The 20440-nt window shown below is 65.1% G+C and carries 20 protein-coding genes; 8 read left to right on the top strand and 12 right to left on the bottom strand.

What is annotated here, in order from left to right; translation table 11 throughout:
• Window positions 1–5: 5 nt before the first annotated feature.
• The 4 genes from FFS18_RS03035 (at window position 6) to FFS18_RS03020 (ending at window position 3312) form a co-directional block, all read left to right on the top strand.
• Window positions 6–257 (top strand): FeoA family protein, encoded by a 252-nt coding sequence (locus tag FFS18_RS03035; RefSeq protein ID WP_120217752.1) that lies wholly within the window; start codon window positions 6–8, stop codon window positions 255–257.
• The gene (gene feoB, locus FFS18_RS03030; RefSeq protein WP_137869695.1) at window positions 254–2125 is read left to right on the top strand and encodes a ferrous iron transporter B; all 1872 of its coding nucleotides are present in this window, start codon (window positions 254–256) and stop codon (window positions 2123–2125) included. Before FFS18_RS03035 ends, feoB begins: the two co-directional genes overlap by 4 nt.
• Before the next feature lie 31 nt (window positions 2126–2156).
• Window positions 2157–2711, top strand: a complete 555-nt coding sequence (gene ssb, locus FFS18_RS03025) for a single-stranded DNA-binding protein (RefSeq protein WP_137869694.1) — start codon at window positions 2157–2159, stop codon at window positions 2709–2711.
• A gap of 130 nt (window positions 2712–2841) precedes the next feature.
• The gene (locus tag FFS18_RS03020; RefSeq protein ID WP_137869693.1) at window positions 2842–3312 is read left to right on the top strand and encodes an MmcB family DNA repair protein; all 471 of its coding nucleotides are present in this window, start codon (window positions 2842–2844) and stop codon (window positions 3310–3312) included.
• A 290-nt stretch (window positions 3313–3602) separates the two neighbouring features.
• On the opposite strand, the gene FFS18_RS03015 is transcribed toward FFS18_RS03020, so the two are convergent.
• The 5 genes from FFS18_RS03015 to FFS18_RS02995 form a co-directional block, all read right to left on the bottom strand.
• Window positions 3603–4217, bottom strand: coding sequence for a riboflavin synthase (locus FFS18_RS03015; protein ID WP_137869692.1), 615 nt, complete (start codon window positions 4215–4217; stop codon window positions 3603–3605).
• An 8-nt stretch (window positions 4218–4225) separates the two neighbouring features.
• Window positions 4226–5200, bottom strand: coding sequence for a bifunctional diaminohydroxyphosphoribosylaminopyrimidine deaminase/5-amino-6-(5-phosphoribosylamino)uracil reductase RibD (gene ribD, locus FFS18_RS03010; RefSeq protein ID WP_249340264.1), 975 nt, complete (start codon window positions 5198–5200; stop codon window positions 4226–4228).
• Window positions 5201–5204: 4 nt separating this feature from the next.
• Window positions 5205–5672, bottom strand: coding sequence for a hypothetical protein (locus FFS18_RS03005; RefSeq protein ID WP_249340263.1), 468 nt, complete (start codon window positions 5670–5672; stop codon window positions 5205–5207).
• Between the two features lie 261 nt (window positions 5673–5933).
• The gene (locus tag FFS18_RS03000; protein WP_137869691.1) at window positions 5934–6395 is read right to left on the bottom strand and encodes an acyl-CoA thioesterase; all 462 of its coding nucleotides are present in this window, start codon (window positions 6393–6395) and stop codon (window positions 5934–5936) included.
• 7 nt (window positions 6396–6402) lie between these two features.
• A complete protein-coding gene (locus FFS18_RS02995; RefSeq protein ID WP_137869690.1) occupies window positions 6403–8229 on the bottom strand; it encodes an aminopeptidase P family protein in 1827 nt (608 codons plus the stop codon).
• A gap of 69 nt (window positions 8230–8298) precedes the next feature.
• Here FFS18_RS02995 and FFS18_RS02990 point away from each other — a divergent pair, with 69 nt between their 5' ends.
• Together FFS18_RS02990 and FFS18_RS02985 are read left to right on the top strand one after the other, a co-directional pair.
• Window positions 8299–10461 carry a S9 family peptidase gene (locus FFS18_RS02990; protein ID WP_502704166.1) on the top strand — a complete coding sequence of 721 codons (2163 nt, stop codon included), beginning with the start codon at window positions 8299–8301 and terminating at the stop codon, window positions 10459–10461.
• A gap of 108 nt (window positions 10462–10569) precedes the next feature.
• The gene (locus tag FFS18_RS02985) at window positions 10570–12003 is read left to right on the top strand and encodes a serine hydrolase domain-containing protein (protein WP_137869689.1); all 1434 of its coding nucleotides are present in this window, start codon (window positions 10570–10572) and stop codon (window positions 12001–12003) included.
• Here FFS18_RS02985 and FFS18_RS02980 read toward each other — a convergent pair.
• From FFS18_RS02980 to FFS18_RS02955, 6 genes are all read right to left on the bottom strand, one after another.
• A complete protein-coding gene (locus FFS18_RS02980) occupies window positions 12000–12611 on the bottom strand; it encodes an HAD family hydrolase (RefSeq protein ID WP_137869688.1) in 612 nt (203 codons plus the stop codon). The two genes, FFS18_RS02985 and FFS18_RS02980, sit on opposite strands and share 4 nt — an antisense overlap.
• A 97-nt stretch (window positions 12612–12708) precedes the next feature.
• Window positions 12709–12834: a type B 50S ribosomal protein L36 gene (gene ykgO / locus FFS18_RS02975; protein ID WP_003046794.1), complete on the bottom strand. Its 126-nt coding sequence runs from the start codon at window positions 12832–12834 to the stop codon at window positions 12709–12711.
• A 170-nt stretch (window positions 12835–13004) separates the two neighbouring features.
• Window positions 13005–14474 (bottom strand): RNA polymerase factor sigma-54, encoded by a 1470-nt coding sequence (gene rpoN / locus FFS18_RS02970; RefSeq protein ID WP_137869687.1) that lies wholly within the window; start codon window positions 14472–14474, stop codon window positions 13005–13007.
• Window positions 14475–14613: 139 nt separating this feature from the next.
• Window positions 14614–15432 (bottom strand): LPS export ABC transporter ATP-binding protein, encoded by an 819-nt coding sequence (gene lptB, locus FFS18_RS02965; RefSeq protein WP_137869686.1) that lies wholly within the window; start codon window positions 15430–15432, stop codon window positions 14614–14616.
• A gap of 97 nt (window positions 15433–15529) precedes the next feature.
• Entirely contained in the window at window positions 15530–16912 is a 1383-nt protein-coding gene (gene pgmG, locus FFS18_RS02960) for a phosphoglucomutase/phosphomannomutase PgmG (protein WP_137869685.1), read from the bottom strand.
• 32 nt (window positions 16913–16944) lie between these two features.
• The gene (locus tag FFS18_RS02955; protein ID WP_137869684.1) at window positions 16945–17754 is read right to left on the bottom strand and encodes a division plane positioning ATPase MipZ; all 810 of its coding nucleotides are present in this window, start codon (window positions 17752–17754) and stop codon (window positions 16945–16947) included.
• A gap of 82 nt (window positions 17755–17836) precedes the next feature.
• Between FFS18_RS02955 and panC the strand changes: the two genes are divergently transcribed.
• Window positions 17837–18676 carry a pantoate--beta-alanine ligase gene (panC, locus tag FFS18_RS02950; RefSeq protein ID WP_137869683.1) on the top strand — a complete coding sequence of 280 codons (840 nt, stop codon included), beginning with the start codon at window positions 17837–17839 and terminating at the stop codon, window positions 18674–18676.
• Between the two features lie 140 nt (window positions 18677–18816).
• Entirely contained in the window at window positions 18817–19131 is a 315-nt protein-coding gene (locus FFS18_RS02945; protein ID WP_120217736.1) for an SEL1-like repeat protein, read from the top strand.
• A 159-nt stretch (window positions 19132–19290) separates the two neighbouring features.
• Here FFS18_RS02945 and FFS18_RS02940 read toward each other — a convergent pair whose 3' ends face one another.
• On the bottom strand, window positions 19291–20439 hold the full coding sequence (locus tag FFS18_RS02940; RefSeq protein ID WP_137869682.1) for a GNAT family N-acetyltransferase: 1149 nt from the start codon (window positions 20437–20439) through the stop codon (window positions 19291–19293).
• Between the last annotated feature and the right edge of the window lies 1 nt (window position 20440).

Here is a 20440-nt window from a genome sequence, read left to right as displayed (position 1 = left end):
CGCAAATGAACTCGAAGCTCGACTCCGCGCCATTGGGCGTCGCCGTCCGTATATCCCGTATCGATTGGGACGCCATGTCGCATGACGAAGGGCGACGGCTGCGCGAATTCGGGTTGATGGAAGGGATCGAAGTCACCCCGCTCCACCGCGGCAGCCTGTTTTCGCGCGATCCGCTGGCGCTGGCGATCGGGCGGATGCAGGTCATCATCCGCGCGCGCCAGGCGGCGATGATCGAAGTGGCGTCCACCGCATCATGACCGGCGCCATCCCGACGATCGCACTGGTCGGCAATCCCAACGCCGGCAAATCGAGCCTGTTCAACGCGCTGACCGGCGCGCGGCAAAAGATCGCCAATTATCCCGGCGTGACCGTCGAGCGCAAGGCGGGGCACGCCAGCTTTGCCGACGGGCGGCCGCTGGCGCTGGTCGACCTGCCCGGCAGTTACAGCCTGACCCCCGCCAGCCCCGACGAGGCGGTGACGCGCGACGTCGTGCTGGGCCAGCAGGCGGGCGAACGGCGTCCCGATGCGCTGGTCGTCGTCGTCGATGCCGCCAACCTCGACAACCATCTCTGCTTCGCGCTCGAACTGATCGCGCTCGGGCTGCCGACGGTGGTCGCGCTCAACATGCTCGACCTCGCCGAGCGCGACGGGCTGGTGCTGGACCCGCAGCGCTTGTCGCAAGAGCTCGGCGTGCCGGTGGTCCCGACCGTCGCGGTGCGCAAGCGCGGGCTGACCGATCTGCTCGCCGCGGTCGACGGCGCGATCCTGTCGCACCAGACGCAAGCGACTGCGCAGCCCGCCCCGCCCGCCTCGGATGCTGCGCTGCACCAGCGCGCCCGCGCGATCGCGCGCGCCGCGACACTGTCCGAAACCCCGGTGCGCCGCTGGACGCAGCGCGTCGATGCCGTGTTGCTCCACCCCGCCCTCGGCTTCCTGATCCTGCTCGCGCTGATGTTCGTGATGTTCCAGGGCGTCTATGCCTGGTCCGAAGCGCCGATCGGCTGGATCGAGGGCGGCATCGGCGCCCTGCAGGGCGCGGTCGATGCCGCGCTGCCCGACGGTTTCCTGCGCGGGCTGATCATCGAAGGCATCCTCGGCGGGGTCGGATCGGTGATCGTCTTCCTGCCGCAAATCCTGATCCTGTTCCTCTTCATCCTGCTGCTCGAGGCGTCGGGGTACATGACCCGCGCCGCCTTTCTGATGGACGGCATCATGGCGAAGGTCGGGCTGTCGGGCCGCGGCTTCATCCCTTTGCTCTCCAGCTTCGCCTGCGCGGTCCCCGGGATCATGGCGACGCGCGCGATCCCCGACCCCAAGGACCGGCTGACGACGATTTTGATCGCGCCGCTGATGACCTGCTCGGCGCGGCTTCCCGTTTACACGCTGATCATCGGCGCCTTCATTCCGAACAGCAATGTCGGCGGATCGCCCGTCGGCCTGCAAGGCCTCGTGCTGTTCGGCCTGTATCTGTCGGGCATCGTTGGCGCGCTGGTCGTCGCGCTGGTGCTGCGCCGCACCGTCGCCAAGGGCAATGCTGCGGGCTTCATGATGGAAATGCCGCGCTACCAATGGCCGCGGCTGCGCGACGTCGCAATCGCGCTGTGGCAGCGCGCGTGGATTTTCCTGCGCCGCGCCGGAACGATCATCTTTGCCACCACCATCGCGCTGTGGCTGCTGCTGAGCTACCCCAAGGTGCCGACGGACAGCACGGAAAGCCAGGTCGATTACAGCGTCGCCGGCCGCATCGCGAGCGGGCTGGAAGTCGTCGTCGCGCCGATCGGATTCAACCATGACATCGCGCTCGCGCTGATCCCCGCGATGGCGGCGCGCGAGGTCGCGGTGTCGGCGCTTGCCACCGCCAATGCGATCGAGGCGGGCGATGATGAAGAGGCGATGGCGCAATCGCTCAGCGAGCGTTTGCAGGGCCGCTGGAGCATCGCCACGGCGCTCGCGTTCCTTGCCTGGTTCGTGTTCGCGCCGCAGTGCATATCGACGATCGCGATCACCCGGCGCGAGACCAATGGGTGGAAATGGCCGCTGTTCATGGTTGGCTATTTGTTCGCGCTCGCCTATGCCGCTGCTGGCATCACATACTGGACAGCCGTTGCCTTTGGACTAGGCTGATCCTTCCAACATTCAAGCGGAGCGGAGCGGCATGGCTGGCAGCGTCAACAAGGTAATTTTGATCGGCAACCTCGGCGCCGATCCCGAAATCAAGTCGTTCCAGAATGGCGGCAAGATCGCCAACATCCGCATCGCGACCTCCGAACAGTGGAAGGACCGGATGACCGGCGAGCGCAAGGAGCGCACCGAATGGCATAATGTCGTGATCAACGGCGAAGGGCTGGTCGGGGTCGTCGAACGCTTCCTCAAAAAAGGCTCGAAAGTCTATATCGAGGGCAGCCTGCGCACCCGCAAATGGCAGGACCGCGACGGCAACGACAAATATACCACCGAAGTGGTGATCGCGGGGATGGGCGGCACGCTGACCATGCTCGACGGCGCGCCGGGTGGCGGCGGCGGATCGCGCGGCGGTGGCGGCGAGGATAGCTGGGGCAGCGGTGGCGGTTCGGGCGGTGGCTCGGGTGGCGGCTGGAACCAGGGCGGCGGCTCGGGCGGATCGTCCGGCGGCGGCTTTGGCGGCGGTTCGAGCGGAGGCGGCGGACGTCCGCCCTTCGACGACGATCTGGACGACGACGTTCCGTTCTGATCGTCTGCCGACGACTGGATTGAAACCGTAGCCCTGAGCCTGTCGAAGGGCGCTTATCGGATAGGCGCCCTTCGACAGGCTCAGGGCTACGGCTTTTGGATCGCGTCCAGCATCATGCAGATGTCCGGCCATGTCGATTGATGTCCTTACCGCCGCCGATGTCGCGCGCGGCGTGTGCCGCCTGTTCGCGCAGCAGGGGCTGGTCGCCATCCCCGAAGTGCCGCTGCCCAACGGGCGGCGCACCGACCTGACCGCGATCGACGCCAAGGGCAACATCACAATCGTCGAGATCAAGGTCAGCCGCGCCGACCTGCACGGCGACGGCAAATGGCCCGACTATTGCGACTGGTGCGATCGTTTCTATTGGGCGCTGGCGGCGGGGCTCAACCCCGCGATCCTCGACACCCCCGATTATCGCCCCGAAACCTCCGGCCTGATCATCGCCGACCGCTATGGCGCCGCGGTGGCGCGCGAAGCGGCGAGCTGCAACCTCGCCCCGGCGCGTCGCAAGGCCGAACTGCTGCGGATCGGACGGATCGCAATGCGGCGGTCGATGATCGCGATGGACCCGGAAATTGCGGGGCCGTGGGGGGAAGGCTGAGGCCGCCAGCGTCGTGCAGGAAAATTTTCCTACGCAATGGCGCGAAGGCGCAAAGAAAAAGGAATCTCACACAAAGACACAAAGATGGCGCGCTTTTGCGCAGCCGTCGCTTGTCGCCGCAGGCGAGCATCAAAAAGGCGCCTCGCGCGGCTCTCGCACTGCGGTGTTTGGGAAGGCGGCCATCTTTGTGCCTTTGTGTGAGATTATCGAAAGGCCCGCCGCGCTGGTTTTCCTCTTCGCGCCTTTGCGCCTTTGCGTGAGATACTCGCGTAACCGGCCTTGCAGGCCAACTATCCCCGCGCCTGCATTCGCGCCAGATAGCGCGCGAGGATGTCGATCTCGAGGTTGACCGGACGCCCCGCCGCGGCTTCGTCAAGCGTCGTCATTTCCTGCGTGTGCGGAATGATGTTGAGCGTGAAATGCGCGCTGCCATCGGGCTGGTCGGTCACGTCGTTGACCGTCAGCGATACGCCATCGACGGTGATCGATCCTTTCGGCGCGATATGCGGCGCCAGCGCGGCGGGTGCCGCGACGGTGACCGTCACGCTGTCGCCGACGGGCACGACCGACACGATCGATCCCACCGCATCGACATGCCCGGTGACGATATGCCCGCCCAGCTCGTCGCCGACCTTCAGCGCGCGTTCGAGGTTCAGGCGGCGACCCGCGTCCCACATTCCGGGCGCGGTACAGGCGAGCGTTTCGGCGCACGCATCGATCGCGAACCAATGCCCGTCCGCATCGGCGCCCTTGTCGACGACGGTCAGGCACGCCCCCGAACAGGCGATCGATGCCCCCAGATCAATGGTGCCCGTGTCGTAGCGGGTGGCGATGACCAGCCGCGTGTCGCCGCGATCCTCGCGCGAACGAACGGTGCCGATGTCGGTGATGATGCCGGTGAACATGGGGCTCGTTATCCTTCTCTGACCCGCTCGTAAACGTCGAGTCGGTCGCTGCCAAGCAGGCGGCTGTCGGTCAGTCGCCAGCAGCGATGGGCGTCGGCCAGATCGGTCAGCCCGATGTCGCCCAGCGCGGGCTTGCCGCCGCCGATCAGGATCGGGGCGCGGTAGAGCAGCAGGCGGTCGACGCGATCGGCGGCGAGAAAGGCTGACGCGGCCCCGGCGCCGCCCTCGACCAGCACCGAATTGACATCGTTGATCGCATCGGGCGAGGCAACGGCGGTCCAGCCTGCGGGCGCGTTGCCCGAGGTCAGCAGCAGCTTCTGCGGGCTGCGGTCCGCCAATCCGGCCAGCCGCACATCGAGCCGCGGAGCATCGGCGTCGAGCGTCCCGCGCCCGACAAGGATCGCCTGATGCTGCGCGCGTTCGAGATGACCATGCGCGCGCGCGCGGTCCCCTGTGATCCAGCGGCTCGACCCGTCACCCATCGCGATGCAGCCGTCGAGCGAGGTCGCAAGCTTGAGGGTGACGAACGGACGTCCGGCAAGCTGCCGCGTCCACCAGGGCACCATCGCGGCGCGCGCTTCGGCGGCCAGGACGCCCTCGACGACCGCAATCCCCGCATCGCGCAACCGCGCCATGCCTTTGCCATTCGTACGCGGGTCGGGATCCTGCGCCGCAACGACCACGCGCGCGACCCCCGCGGCGATCAGCGCATCGGTGCAGCACGGTCCGCGCGGACTGGCGTGGGCGCACGGCTCGAGGGTGACATAAGCGGTGGCGCCGCGCGCCGCGTCTCCCGCCGCGGCGATCGCCATCGCCTCGGCATGCGGGCGCCCGCCCGCTTGCGTCCAGCCGCGTGCGATGACCTTCTCGTCCTTGACGATCAGACAGCCGACATTGGGATTGGGCGCCGCCGCCGGGCGGCCCCGCCGCGACAGCGCGATGGCGACCGCCATCCAGTCGGCATCGGCGGGCCGTCGTTGCATGCGCTCAGTCGGCTGCCTGCGCTTGCGGCCCGCGCGCGGCGCGTTCGGCGAGCGTCGAACGCACCGCAGCGACGGGCTTTTTCTGCTTCGCCGCCGCCGCTTCCGCTTCGCCCAGCGTTTCGCGGGTCACCTTGTCGGCCTCGGCCGAATCATATTCGACCCCCATCATATCGGCGAGTCGCTGATATTCGGCGCGCTTTTCGGCATTGGCGCGCGTCGTTTCTTTCGCGCGCGCGACCCAATCGGCGCGGATTTCGGCGGCGCTGCGGTCGGCCGACCAGTTTTCGAAATAGATGATCTGCACCTTCGGCTCCTCGGTGCGGATCAGATGCTCGGAAAAACCATAGAAAACGACGATCGGCAGCACGATCGCAACGCCCCAGCTGGCCCAGCGGTGCGGACGCGGTTCGCGGACATAGGCCCAGAAATCGGACAGGCCGCCGCCGATATCGACGTTGTTGAACATTCCCATGGCGGCAATTTAGGCGATCTCGCGGCGATTGGCGAGAGGGCGGCGATTGCACCGAACGATTGCAGCGCCGGCCATAGATTGCAAAAAATGCAATTGCAGATGCTCATTTCGCAGTTGCACAATTTTTTGTGCGCTGCAATATGAGCATGCCTTTTAGGCATCCTCTCCCAAAACTTTCATGGGCCGCCCCTCGGGCGGCCCTTTTTTTCGACCTTTTTGGTTGAGAGATGCCGCTAGTCGGCTTTCCTGATGATTCGCGAATCACGCCTGCAACGGCATCCGCTTTTCGAATCGGCGCACTTCGGCGATAAAACTGCCGGGTAAGGGCGTTGCGCCGCCGCTGTCGAGATCGACATGCGCATAGCTGATCGCGATATCGGTCAACCGCTCGGCGCCGCGAAAAATCGCGCAATGGACGGTGAAACTCGTCCGCTCGAACCGGCTGACTCGCGCCGCAATGGTAATCTGCTCGTCGAGCCGGGCGGGGGCGTGATATTCGATTTCGCACCGTGTCTCGCGAATATCTGTACCATATTGGTGAAAATAGGGGCCGGGCTGCCCCTCTCCCAAGGCGCGGAAATATTCGGTCACGCCGATATCGGCATAGACCAGATAATTGCCGTTGAAGACGATGTTCTGACCGTCGATCTCGTTGAAGCGCACGCGCACTGTTTCGTGGACCCGAAAATCCTCGCGCGGCACCTCGCCGTTGCTGCTGTCCATCGCCGCCTCAGGCCGCGAGTGCGGCGGGGGTGCGGTCGAGCGGCGCGCAGGCCGCTTCGAGCCAGGCGCGATCGTCCGCGCTCAGTCCCGGCGCCAGCTTGGCGAACACCTCGGCATGATAGGCATCGAGCCAGTCGGCCTCGGCGGGCGACAGCAGCGCGGTTTCGACCAGATCTCTCGCGATCGGGGCAAAGGTGATCGTCTCGAACCCCAGCATATCCTCCTCGGCGCCATCGATGCGGACCGGAACCACCACCACCAGATTTTCGATGCGAATGCCGAAATGGCCCGCCTTGTAATAGCCGGGCTCGTTCGACAGGATCATGCCCGCATGCAGCGGCTCCTCGGTCCCCGCCTGTCCGCCCGCGGGCTTGGCGATGCGCTGCGGCCCTTCGTGCACCGCCAGATAGCTGCCGACGCCGTGCCCGGTACCATGCGCATAATCGACCCCGTCGGCCCAAAGATATTGCCGCGCGAGGATGTCGAGCTGGCTGCCGCGCGTGCCCTTGGGAAAGCGCGCTGTCGCGAGCGCGATATGGCCTTTCAGGACCTGGGTGAAGCGGCGGCGCATTTCGGCGCTCGGCGCGCCGATCGCGATCGTGCGCGTGATGTCGGTGGTACCGTCGTCATACTGACCGCCCGAATCGACGAGATAGAGCGTGCCGGTCTCGATCGCGCGGTTGGTCGTCTCATCGACCTTATAGTGCGGCAGCGCGCCGTTGGGACCGGCCGCCGAGATGGTGTCGAACGACAGGTCGCGCAGCGCGCCATTGGCGTCGCGAAATTCGCGGAGCTTCGCCGCGGCGCCGAGTTCGTCGAGCCCTCCCTGCGGCGCCACCTCCTCCATCCATTTAAGGAAGCGCGACACCGCGACGCCGTCGCGGACATGCGCCGCGCGCGTGCCGCTGAGTTCGGCGTCATTCTTGATCGCCTTGGGCAGCACCGCCGGATCGCGATGGCGCGCGATCTTCGCCCCCGCACCCTCGAGCGCGGTAAAGATCGCCGCGACCGCGCGGTCGGGATCGACCGCTACCCGTCTGTCCTTAAGGTCGGCGAGCGCCGCCTCGAACGCGTCGCGATCGTGGATGCGGACGCTGTTGCCAAGGTGCGCGCGCACCGCGTCGGTCATTTTTTCGGGCGCGATGAACAGGTCGGCCGTGGCGTCGGCATGGAGCAGCGCGAAGGCCAGCCCGACCGGCGTGTGGCTAACGTCGGTACCGCGGATGTTGAACGTCCACGCGATCGAATCGAGCGCGGTCATCACCGTCGTGTCGAGGCCGTTCGCCTTCAGCCAGTCGGCGATGATTTCGCGCTTTTGGGTCGCGGCCTGCCCGGCGAGCGCCGCGTCGTGGACGGTGACCACCGCCGCGCTCGGCACCGGCTGGTCGTCCCACGCCGCGTCGAGCGGGTTCGCGTCGACCGCAACGAGGCTCGCCCCCTTCGCCGCCAGCGCCTTTTCGAGGCCGCGCGCCCAGTCGATGCTGTGGAGCCACGGATCATAGCCGACCTTCTGCCCCGCGCTGATATTGGCACCCAGCCATTCGGCGACGCTCGACTGCGGCACGCCGACATAGTCGAACAGCGCGCCGTCGACCTGATCGCGCACCTGCACCGTATAGCGTCCGTCGACGAAGACCGCGGCCTTTTCGGGCAACACCGCCGCCGTTCCCGCCGATCCACCGAAGCCCGTCAGCCACGCCATGCGCTGCGCATAATCACCGACATATTCGCTCATATGCTCGTCGCTGATTGGCACGACAAAGCCATCCAGACCCTGCGCTTTCAGTTCGGCGCGGACGCGGGCAAGACGATTGGCGTGGATGGTGCTGGACATCAGACGTTCCTTATTCCTACATCGCGGGCGATCCCGCCCGATCCGGGCGACACCGCGGGGGATTTTTCGATGCGCGCTATTTGGATGTTTCTGGCGGCAATTGCCACCCCGCTTCTCGCATCATCGCCCCTGCTTGCCCAACAGAAAGACGCCGCCTTGACCAGCCCCGCCCCTGCCCTGCCCGCCGCCCCCGTCGCGGAAAAGCGCTCGCATGAAATGAAGCTGCACGGCAAGAAGCTCTCCGATCCGTATCACTGGCTGAAGGACGAGAGCTATCCGGTGATCGATGACAAGGATGTGCTCGACTATGTGAAAGCCGAGAACGCCTATTTCGACGCGGCGATGAAGCCGCACGCCGCATTGGTCGAGACGCTGTTCCAGGAAATGAAGGGCCGGATCAAGGAAGCGGATTCGAGCGTGCCGCAAAAGGACGGCGACTGGGTCTATTGGGTCGAATTTGAGGAAGGCGCCGAATATAAGAAATGGTACCGGCGGCCCGCGGCGGGCGGTGATGCCGCGCTGATCCTCGACGAGGTCGCGATGGCGAAGGACAAGGAATATTTCCGCCTGTCCGACGTCGCGATCAGCCCCAATGGCAAGCTGATGGCCTATGCCGTCGATGACAATGGCTCGGAACGCTTCGAGGTACGCTTCACCGACCTGACGACCGGAAAGGCGCTGCCCGACGTCATCCCCGGCACCCTGTCGTCGCTGGTGTGGACCGAGAACAGCGACGCGCTGCTCTATGGCCTCGCCAATGAAAACTGGCGCACCGACAATGTCCATGTCCATTATCTGGGCACCCCGGTCAGCGAAGATGTCCGCATCTACAAGGAAGCCGACATTGGTTTCGGGGTCGGCATCGGCAAGACCGCCGACGACGCCTATATCGTGATCGCGACCGGCGACAATGAAACGAGCGAAGTCTATCTGCTTCCTGCCGACGATCCGGGCGCCCAGCCGATGCTGGTATCGGCGCGCAAGAAGGGCCGCGAATACAGCGTCGATGTCCGCGAAAAGACGCTCTACATCCACACCAACGACGATCATGCCAATTTCCGCGTCGCGACCGCCAGCCTCGACAACCCGGGCGAATGGCAAACGCTGATCCCCGGTTCTGACGATAATTACATCACCGGCCTGTCGATCTTCCGAGACTATTTCGTCCTCGAATCGCGCGAAAAGGGCGTCGATCAGGTCGATGTCCGCCGCTACGACGCGCCGCTGACCCCGGGCCGCATCAAATTTCCCGAGACGACCTATGTCGCGGGATTGGGCGACAATCCCGAATATCATCAGGACAAGCTGCGGCTCGACTATGAATCGATGGTCACCCCCGACACCGTTTATGATTACGACATCGCCAGCGGCAAACTCGAAACGCTCAAGGTGCAGGAGATTCCGTCTGGTTACAATCGTGATGAATATGTAACCGAATTGGTGAACATGCCCGCGCGCGACGGCACCCCGGTGCCGGTGTCGCTGGTGTATAAGAAGGGCACGCCGCGGGACGGCAGCGCGCCGCTGCACCTCTATGTCTATGGCTCCTACGGCTACCGCGTGCCGCCGGGCTTTTCGACCACGCGCCTCAGCCTCGTCGATCGCGGCATGATCTATGCGATCGCGCATGTCCGTGGCGGCGACGACCTCGGCCGCGCCTGGTATCTCGCGGGCAAGACCACCGCGCGCAAGAACACGTTCAACGACTTCATCGACGTCGCCAAAGGGCTGATCGCCGCCAAATATACAAGCGCGGGCAAGATTTCGATCGAAGGCCGCTCGGCGGGCGGGCAGGTGATGGGGGTCGTCTATAACGAGGCGCCGGAACTGTGGGGCGCGGTGCTCGCGGGCGTGCCCTTCGTCGATGTGATCAACACGATGGTCGACGAGACGCTGCCACTGACCCCCGGCGAATGGCCCGAATGGGGCAATCCGATCACCGACAAGGCCGCGTTCGACTATATGCTGAGCTACAGCCCCTATGACAATGTGACCGCCAAGGCCTATCCGCCCATGCTCGTATCGGCAGGGCTCAACGATCCGCGCGTCACCTATTGGGAGCCCGCCAAATGGGTCGCCAAACTCCGCGCGACGCGCACCAACGACGCGACCCTGCTGCTACGCACCAACATGGGCGCGGGCCATGCAGGCAAGTCGGGCCGCTGGGGCGCGCTGCGCGAGGACGCCGAGGAGTTCGCCTTCGTGCTGACGCAGCTGGGGGTCGAGAAATAAGGTACCGGTACCAATAGCCCCAAGGCGTGCGACAGGCGCGCGACATTTCGGCACATCGGCGCGACAGATCGGACTCATTCCGCCCTTCCACCAAAGGGAGGGGATCCGATGATGTTACGACCGATCGCATATATTCTGGGCGCCACCGCCTTGCTCGCGAGCGCAGCGCCCGCGTGCGCGCAAACCGGCGCTAACGCCGACCGGGCTGCCGTCGCGCAGCGCCTGCTCGACACGCTCCGCGAAACCAACGGCGTCCCCGGCATGGCCGCCGCGGTGTGGCAGGACGGCCGCATCGTCTGGGACGGCGCGAGCGGGCAGCGCGATCGCACTAGCGGGGCGCCAGTCACGCGCGACACACTGTTCCGGCTCGCGAGCGTCTCAAAGCTGCTCACCGTCGCCGCCGTCATGCAGCTTGCCGAACAAGGCCGGATCGATCCCGACGCGCCGGTACAGCGCCAATTGCCATGGCTGGATACGCGCTGGCCGGCGATCACCCCACGCCAGATCGCGGCGCATGTCTCGGGCCTGCCGCATTATCAGGCGATCGATGCGGATCGCGGATCGCGTCACTACGCCACGGGGCGCGATGCCGTCGCGATTTTCGCGGGGCGCGACCTGCTGAGCCCGCCGGGAACCACCTACAGCTATTCGTCATGGGGCTATAGCCTGCTCGGCGCGCTGGTCGAGGACAAGGCCGGACGCCCCTTCACCGACTATGTCGCAAAAAAGGTCGCACCGGGGCTCGCGATTCGCGCCGACGCGACCGACAGCGGCGACCCCAACGCCTCGCGCGCCTATGGCTTCGACCAGCGGCGCGTGGTCGATCTGCCGCGCCACGATTTCAGCTACACCTGGGGCGGCGGCGGGCTCAGTGGCACCGCGAGTGCGGTCGCAAGTTTCGGCGGACGGATGATCGACGGCCGCGTCGTGCGCTCCGATACCTTTGATGCGATGCTCGTGCCGGTGAAGCTCGCCGATGGCAAAGCGGCAGGAGCGGAGGATTATGAGGTCGGTTTCGGCTGGCGCATCGGGAGCGACGCCGACGGCGCGCCCATCGTCCATCACAATGGCGTAGCGCTTGGCGCGCGCAGCACGCTCGGTCTGTGGCGCGGCGAACGCACGGCCGTCAGCCTGCTGTCCAATGCGTCGTGGGTGTCGCGCATGGAACCCACCGCGCAGATGATCGCCGCGCCCTTCCGTGCCGCACCCGCCGGGCTGGTCGCCGCCGAATGCCCGCTCGCGGCGCAGCGCTATCGCGGCACCTTTGGCGACGTCGCGGTCGAAGGCGCGGTGCGCTTCCGGATCGAGGCGGGGCTGTGCGTCGGCACCGCCGACCAGCACCCCGCGATGCTGGCCTATTTCGGCACCGCGATGCAGCGAAGCGACGCGCCGCTGACGATCGTCGGGCTCGACCCCAAAGGCGGACTGAGCCGCGCGGGGATCGTCAATCCGTTCGGCATCGCCGATTTGCGCGCGCAGGCCGACGGCAGCTTTGCCGCGCCAATCACCACGACGCGCCGCCTGGTGCTGCGTTTCGATTAGCCTGGCAGATAGCCGCGCGCGACCAGATCGCGTTCGAGCATCGCCGCGCCGCCGAACAGATGGCCGGCGATGCCGACCGATTCGGCCCCAGCGATATTCGCCGCGACATCGTCGATGAACAGCGCGCCCGCGGGATCGATGCCGAAGCGCTCGATCGCGAGGCGGTAGATCGCGGGATCGGGCTTCATCAATTTCTCGGTGCCCGACACGATGATACCCTGAAAACGGTCGAACACCGGCTGGGTCGGACGGAAGCCTTCCCAGAATTCATGGCCGAAATTGGTGATCGCGAACAGCGGCACCCCCGCGGCGTCCAATCGCGCCACGAGCTCTAGACTGCCCGGCATCGGCCCGGGAATCGTTTCGTTGAAGCGCGCCGCATAAGCGTCGATCAGATCGTCATGTCCCGGAAATTCGCCCTTGAGCTCGGGCAGCATCTCGGCGAGCGGGCGCCCGGCATCATGCTGGAAATGCCATTGGGGCGTAACGACGTTGGTCACGAACCATTCGAGCTCGTCCCGGTCGTCGATCAATTTCGCGAACAGGTGGCGGAGGTCCCAGTCGAACAGGACGCGGCCGACATCAAAAATCACCGATTGGCGAATCATGGGCACTCCGGACACGCGAAAGCGCCGCCGGAAGCATCCGACGGCGTCACGCTGACTTCGTTATACGCGCGGGGCGGAAAACGCCCCGACAGGACAATCAGCCCTGGCGCGCCTTGAAGCGGCGGTTGGTCTTGTTGATCACATAGGTGCGGCCACGGCGGCGGATAACGCGGTTATCCCGGTGGCGGTCCTTCAGCGACTTCAGGCTGTTGCGAATCTTCATCGTTCTGTTCCGTAAATCTTGGCGTGTTGACGCGAAGCGGCGCAACTATGGGGATGCAGGCGAAAAGTCAACCGGTTCACGCCCCTAATTTCGTCAGGCCGGACTTGATCCGGCATCCATAGCTGCGGCGAGGTCATAGACCCCGGATCAAGTCCGGGGTGACGAGGTTCTTAACCCGCCAAAGCTTTCTGCCGCCGCCGCTGCACCGACGAGCCATAGCCCATCGCCTCGCGATATTTCACCACGGTGCGCCGCGCGATGTCGTGCCCCTCGGCCGAGAGTTTCTGCGCGATCGTCTCGTCGGACAGGATTGCCTTGGCATCTTCGGCCTCGATCATCGCCTTGATCCGGCTCTTCACCGCCTCGGCCGACACCGCGCCGTCACCCTCGGTCGCCGAAATGCCGCTCGAGAAGAAATATTTGAGCTCGAACAGCCCCCGCGGGCAGCTGAGATATTTGTTGCTGGTGACGCGGCTGACGGTCGATTCGTGCATGCCGATTTCTTCGGCGACCTGGCGCAAGGTCAGTGGGCGCATATGCGCGACGCCGTGCAGGAAAAACCCCTCCTGCTGTTTGACGATCGCGCTTGCCACCTTGATGATCGTGCGCTGCCGCTGGTCGAGCGCGCGGACCAGCCAGTTCGCGCTCGCCAGCTGTTCGGACAGCCACGCCTTGCTCTTGGCGGCGGCGCCGGTGGCCAGTTCGCTATAATAGCGGCGATTGACGAGCAGGCGCGGCAGGGTGCCACTGTTGATCTCGACCGCCCAGCCCTTCGCGGTTTGGCGGATGAACAGGTCGGGGACGACTGCCTGCGCCGCGTCACCACCAAATTTCAGCCCGGGCTTGGGATCATAACCCCGCAATTCGCGAATCATGTCGGCCAGATCTTCGTCGTCGACGCCGCAGATGCGCTTCAATTGCGGGAACGCGCCCTTGGCGACGAGGTCGAGGTGGGCGATCATGCAGGCCATCGCCGGGTCGTACCGATCGGCCTCGCGCGCCTGGATCGCGATACATTCAGCAAGATCGCGCCCGCCGACCCCCGAGGGATCGAAACATTGCACGCCGGCCAGCACATTCTCGACCAGCGCCAGCGGCACGCCCAGTCGCTGCGCCACCTCGGCGAGATCGGCGCGCAGATAGCCGGTCTCGTCAATCAGCGCGACCAGCTGCTCGGCGATCATTGCCTCCAGCCCGCTAAAGCGCTCGCCGACCTGCGCAAGCAGATGACCGTGCAGCGTTTCGTCCTCGCCCGCAAAACTGTCGAAATCGATGCCTTCGCTGTCGCTGCCCGACAAGCCGACATTGTCGCTGACGCTGTCGTGGTGAAAGCTTTCGGCGGTCATATCGACATCAAGGTCGTTCGCGGTGCCGCTATCCGACGACAAGGCATGGTCGGCATCGAGCGATGCTGCCTCGGTTATCGGCGCATCGTCACCGGGATTGTCATTCGCATCGCCCGCGCTACCGTCGCTATCGCCCGAGGTCGCATCGAGCAGCGGGTTACCCTCGAGCGCCTCGGCGAGATAGGTTTCGAGTTCGAGGTTCGACAGCGCCAGCAGCTTGATCGCTTGCTGCAGCTGCGGCGTCATCACCAGCGATTGCGACTGGCGGAGATCGAGGCGCGGACCCAACGCCATGGCGGGCTAAATTATTCCCCGCCGTGCTCCCGCGGAGGCGGGAGCCCATCGCCGGTCGGTGCCATTTCGAACCCACCGGAGATGGGTCCCCGCCTTCGCGGGGACACATGGAAATTTTTCTGGCGGCGGCCCGCTAACATCACAACGAGAAACCCTCGCCCAGATACAGCCGCCGCACCTCAGGGTCGGCGACCAGCTCTTCGGGCGAACCCGCGAGCAGCACCTTGCCGTCATAGATGATGCACGCGCGGTCGACGAGGTCGAGCGTTTCGCGGACATTATGGTCGGTGATCAGCACCCCGATACCGCGCGTCTTGAGGTCGGCAACCAGATCTCGGATATCGCTGATCGACAGCGGGTCGATCCCGGCGAAGGGTTCGTCGAGCAGCATGATCGACGGGTTGGCTGCGAGCGCGCGGGCGATTTCGGCGCGGCGCCGTTCGCCGCCCGACAGCGCCATCGCCGCCGAATCGCGCAGCCGGGTCAGCCCGAATTCGTCGAGCAATTCCTCCAGCCGTCTCTCGCGCGACACCTTGTCGGGTTCGGCGAGTTCGAGCACCGCGCCGATATTCTGCGCCACCGTCATGCCGCGAAAGATCGAGGTTTCCTGCGGCAGATAACCGAGACCCAGGATCGCGCGGCGGTACATCGGCAACGCGGTGATGTCGGCGCCGTCGAGCATGATGCGGCCGGCGTCGGGCTTCACCAGCCCCATGATCGAATAGAAGCAGGTCGTCTTGCCGGCGCCGTTCGGGCCGAGCAGGCCGACAACTTCGCCCTTGCCGACCGACAGCGACACATCGGACAGCACGGTACGCTTGTCATAGCTTTTGGCGATCGAAATGACCGCAAGGCCGTTGCCCGCTGCCGCGTCATCGCGAACATGCGCCTTATGCTCTGCAACGCCGTGATCGGCGTCGGCGGTCAGCGAGGCCGGGGTCGCTTCGTCGTGGGTCATGCTGGATCGCTTCCTGAAGACATATGCACGGGCGTTACCCGAGGAGCGCGGCCAAGGTCAATCTGGCAAGATTATTGCAAGGCGGCGCGAAGGGGGCCTAGTGCCCGGTCTGTGGGCCGCGTACCACCCCCGACTGCGCAAGCTGTTCGTCGATCGCGGCGAGCAACCGTGCCAAGGCGACCTCATCCTTCGCTTCGGCGCGCGCGACCAGCACATCCTGCGTGTTCGAGGCGCGGAGCAGCCACCAGCCGTCGTCGGTCAGCACCCGCGCGCCGTCGGTGCGATCGACCTTTGCCCCCGATGCGGCCAGCCGCGCCAATACTTCATCCACAATGGCGAATTTGCGCACCTCGTCGACCTGGAAGCGGAGTTCAGGCGTGTTGACCATCGGCGCCATATTGCCGCGCAATTCGGTAACGCTTTGCCCGAGCTTCGTCGCCGCCTCGATCAGCCGCACCGCGGCGTAAGGCGCGTCGTCATAGCCATAATAGCGGTCGGCGAAGAAGACATGCCCGCTCATCTCGCCCGCCAGCGGGCTGCCGGTTTCCTTCATCTTTGCCTTGATCAGGCTGTGGCCGGTCTTCCACATCAAGGGCGTTCCGCCGAGCTCCGCAACGCGGTCGAATAGCGCCTGACTCGCCTTAACATCGGCAATGATCGTCGCGCCGGGCATGTCCTGCAGCAACGCCGCGGCGTAGATTTGCAGCAACTGGTCGCCCCAGATCACCCGTCCCTCGCCGTCGATCGCGCCGATCCTGTCGCCATCTCCATCGAAAGCGACGCCGAAATCGAGATTCCTCTCGGCGACGAGCTTGCGCAAATCGGCCAGATTCTTCTCTTCGGTGGGATCGGGATGGTGGTTCGGGAAATGGCCGTCGATGTCGGTGAACAACAGGAAATGCTCGCCCGGCAACTTCGCGGTGAGTTTTTCGATCACCGTCCCCGCCGCGCCATTGCCCGCATCCCAGCCGATGCGGAAGGCGCTACCGGCGAAACCCTCGACCAGCCGGTCGACATAGGCGTCGATGATGTCGATGCTCTGCGTGGCACCTTCGCCAGTTTCCCAATCGCCCGCGGCGGCCATTTCCCCGATCCGCTGAATGTCGGCGCCATAGAAAGGACGCCCCTGCATCACAAATTTGAAGCCGTTATAGTCGGGGGGATTGTGGCTGCCGGTTATCTGGATGCCGCCATCCACCTCTTCGGTTGACGCCGCATAATAGAGCATCGGCGTCGGCCCGAGCCCGACGTTCAGCGCGTCGATACCCGCCGCGTTGATCCCGGCGATCAGCGCGTCGGCGAGCATCGGCGACGACAGCCGTCCGTCATAACCGACCGCGATCCGCTTGCCCCCTCCGCGCGCGACGAGCGTCGCGAAACTGCGCCCGATGGCATAGGCGTCCTTGTCCGACAGCGTGTCGCCGACCACGCCGCGGATGTCATATTCGCGCAGCATCGTGGGATGGAAATTGTGCGTCATAATGCTCTCAGTCTTGTGCGGTGGGGGAGGTGTCAGGCGGCGGCGAACAGATCGCCGTCGGGGTGCAGCCGCTCGCGCGCGGGCAGGTTCAGCCCGCCCATCGCTTCGCGCAATTCCTGCCGCGCGACGACATGGCCGATCCCCATGCCGCCGAGATGCGGCTTGTCGAGCAGGGTCAGACCCGCAGGAAACAGCTCGCGATAGATCACACGTTCGCCAAGCCCGGGGATGACACGGAAGCCGACGCGGCGCGATAGCTGGTTCAGCGCCTCGCCGACGCGGCGCATATTATGCGCGTCGACATGCTGGAGGCGGTTGCGCAGGATGATCCAGTCGATCGTCCGCCCGTCGCTCTTGGCGCGCGCCTTGCGCGTGTCCCAGATCAGTTCCGAATAAAAGCTGGGGCGAGTGACCTGAAAACTCTCGGGATCGACCTGACCGATCAGGTCGAAATCGATGAAACTGTCGTTGATCGGGGTGACCAGCGTGTCGGCGGACGTCGCCAGATGGCGCGCAAACACATCGTCGCGGCCGGGCGTGTCGGCGATGAAATAATCGACATCGTGCGACAGCCGCGCGACCTGCGCGTCGAGTTCCTCGATCGTCGAACCATCGAACACTTCGAAATGCGGCGTCGGCAAAACGATATCGCGGCGTTTGGCGGTGTTGGTCCGATTCTCGAGATAGCGGTGAAAGGTACGCTGGCGCGGGTCGAGATCGAGCCCCGCGACCTTCCACCCCTGACTCGCCAGCGCGACCGCGAAATGGACGGCGCAGGTAGATTTTCCGGTCCCGCCCTTTTCATTGGCAAAGATGATGCGGTGCGGGGCGGGGTTCGTCATGAGCGTTGCGATTTTCCTGTTGGCGGCGCATGGGAGCCGCTCGGGTGGCCGTTGCGTCGCCATTATCGGAGGGCGGGCAAGCGTGCAAATCATCCGTGACATCGCGACGCTGCACCGCGGCATCGCGGCGCTGAAGCAGGGCGGCAAAAGTGTCGCGCTGGTGCCGACGATGGGGGCGCTGCACGACGGCCACCTCTCGCTCGTCCACATGGGGCGGCGCGTCGCTGACCATGTCGTCGTCTCGATCTTCGTCAACCCGACCCAATTCGGCCCCAACGAGGATTTCGCCGCCTATCCGCGCGACGAAGCGCGCGATGCGGCCTTGCTGGTCGAGCAAGGCGTCGCGCTGCTCTGGGCGCCCGACGTCGCGGTCATGTATCCCGGCGGCCATAGCACGCATATCGAGGTTGCCGAACTTGGCGCCGATTATTGCGGCGCCGCCCGCCCCGGTCATTTCGACGGCGTCGCCACCGTCGTCGCCAAATTGTTCAACCAGGTCCGTCCCGACATCGCGATCTTCGGCGAAAAGGATTGGCAGCAGCTCGCGATCATCCGCCGCATGGCGCGCGACCTCGATTTCCACCTCGACATTTTGGGTGCCCCGATCGCGCGCGATCCCGACGGCCTCGCGCTGTCGTCGCGCAACGCTTATCTGTCGGCCGAGCAGCGCGCTGCAGCAACCGCCTTTCCCGATGCCTTGAAAGCCGCTGCAAGAGCGATTGCCCAGGGCGGCGATGTCGATGCGGCGTTGACCGAAGCGGCGGCGGCGATCGTCGCAGGCGGCTTTGACAGCGTCGATTATGTCGCGCTCGCCGATGCCGACAGCCTTGAAAGATTGACCGTTTTTCGGAACCCGGCGCGCCTGCTCGCCGCCGCGCGGATGGGCAAAACGCGGCTGATCGACAATTATCCGGTGAGTTGATTACGACGAAAATCGGCAGAATTGCGCCACTTTGGCGCACTATCCACAAGAAATCGCGCCCCGCGTTAACGCTTTGTTGACCATAAGTCGCAAGGTTAGACCCCGAAGCCTCCTGTGGGGGGAGGCGACAGGGGGTTTTTATGGCCAACAGTCTGAAGTCCGCGCAATTTCTGATCGAAAGCCGCCTGCTCGACGCGGCGCGCGGCGACGCCAATGCCTATTTCGATCTGGGGATCGCATTTTCCACCGGGACCGGCGGGGTCGATGTCGATCTGATCCAGGCGCATAAATGGTTCAATCTCGCGGCGCTGGGCGGCAACAAGGAAGGCCAGCAATGCCGCGCCGACCTGTCCGACGAAATGAGCCGCGACGAAATCGCCGAAGCGCAGCGCCAAGCGCGCGCTTGGCTCGACGAGACGGCGCGTCGTCCGGCTGCGCGGCGGTTTGCTGCCTGAATTTTTCGCACAAAGACACAAAGACACGAAGAGGTTGGCTCGGGCCAGCAGGCCTCCCACTTTTTCCCGGTTAGGTTATATGACAGAGCCACTTCGCGGTCCACGCGACATCTTCGCGTCTTTGTGTCTTCGTGCGAACCAAATATCCCGGCGGTCGCCCTAATCCGCCCGCCGAAAGGGCATATGCCCTTCCAACCATTGCATTTCGGCTTCTTCGGCGCGGCGCTCCTGCTCCAGAAAATCGGCGACCGCACGGCGGAATCCCGGATCGGCGATGAAATGCGCCGACCATGTCGCGACCGGGCCATAGCCACGCGCGAGCTTATGCCCGCCTTGCGCGCCCGCCTCGACCCGGCGCAGCCCGCGCGCGATCGCGATGTCGATCGCGCGGTAATAGCATAGCTCGAAATGCAGATAGGGGATGTCGGTCAGGCACCCCCAATAGCGGCCGTAGAGCGTGTCGGCGCCAAGAAAGTGCAGCGCGCCCGCCACCGGCCGGTCATCATCATAAGCGATGAGCAGGATGACCTGCTCCGCCATCCGCGTCCCAATCAGGTCGAACGCCGCGCGCGTCAGATAGGGACGCCCCCATTTGCGCGCGCCAGTGTCCTGATAGAAGAGCCACATGGCATCCCAATGTTCGGGGCGGATCGCCGCGCCGGTCAACTCCTCGATCCGCAACCCTTCGACCGCCCGCGCGCGCTCCTTGCGCAGCTGCTTGCCCTTTGCCGAGGTCAGCGTCGCGAGGAATTCGTCGAAGCGGGCGTAGTTCGCATTGGCAAAGTGGAACTGGATGTCGCGGCGCACCAGCCAGCCCGCGTTTTCGAACAGCGGCATCTGGTCGGGCGCGACAAAGGTCGCATGCGCCGACGACAGACCATTCTGGCGCACCAACGCTTCTGCGGCGCGGATCAGCAGCGCCGCATCCTCCTCGCTTTGCACCAGCAGCCGCGGCCCCGGCACGGGGGTGAAAGGCGCTGCGATCTGAAGCTTGGGATAATAACTCCCGCCGGCACGCGCCCAGGCGTCGGCCCAGCCCTGGTCGAACACATATTCGCCCTGGCTGTGCGATTTGAGGTAAGCAGGCGCGGCGGCAAGCAGCACGCCCGCCGCATCCTCAATTAGCAGCGGCGCGGCCTGCCAGCCGGTGCCCGGCCCAACGCTGCCCGATTCCTCAAGCAACGACAGGAACGCATGGCTGACAAACGGATTACCGCCGTCATGCAACGCGTCCCATGCCGCGGCATCGATTGCAGCGACACCGGTGCCGAGCGAGATCGTCCGTGCGGGCGGGTCGGCTTCGGCCATC

This window comes from Sphingopyxis sp. 2PD, assembly GCF_005503695.1.
In the GTDB taxonomy this organism is placed as follows: domain Bacteria; phylum Pseudomonadota; class Alphaproteobacteria; order Sphingomonadales; family Sphingomonadaceae; genus Sphingopyxis.
Note: the sequence above shows the minus strand (reverse complement) of the source record. Positions and strands in the feature narration are given on the sequence as shown.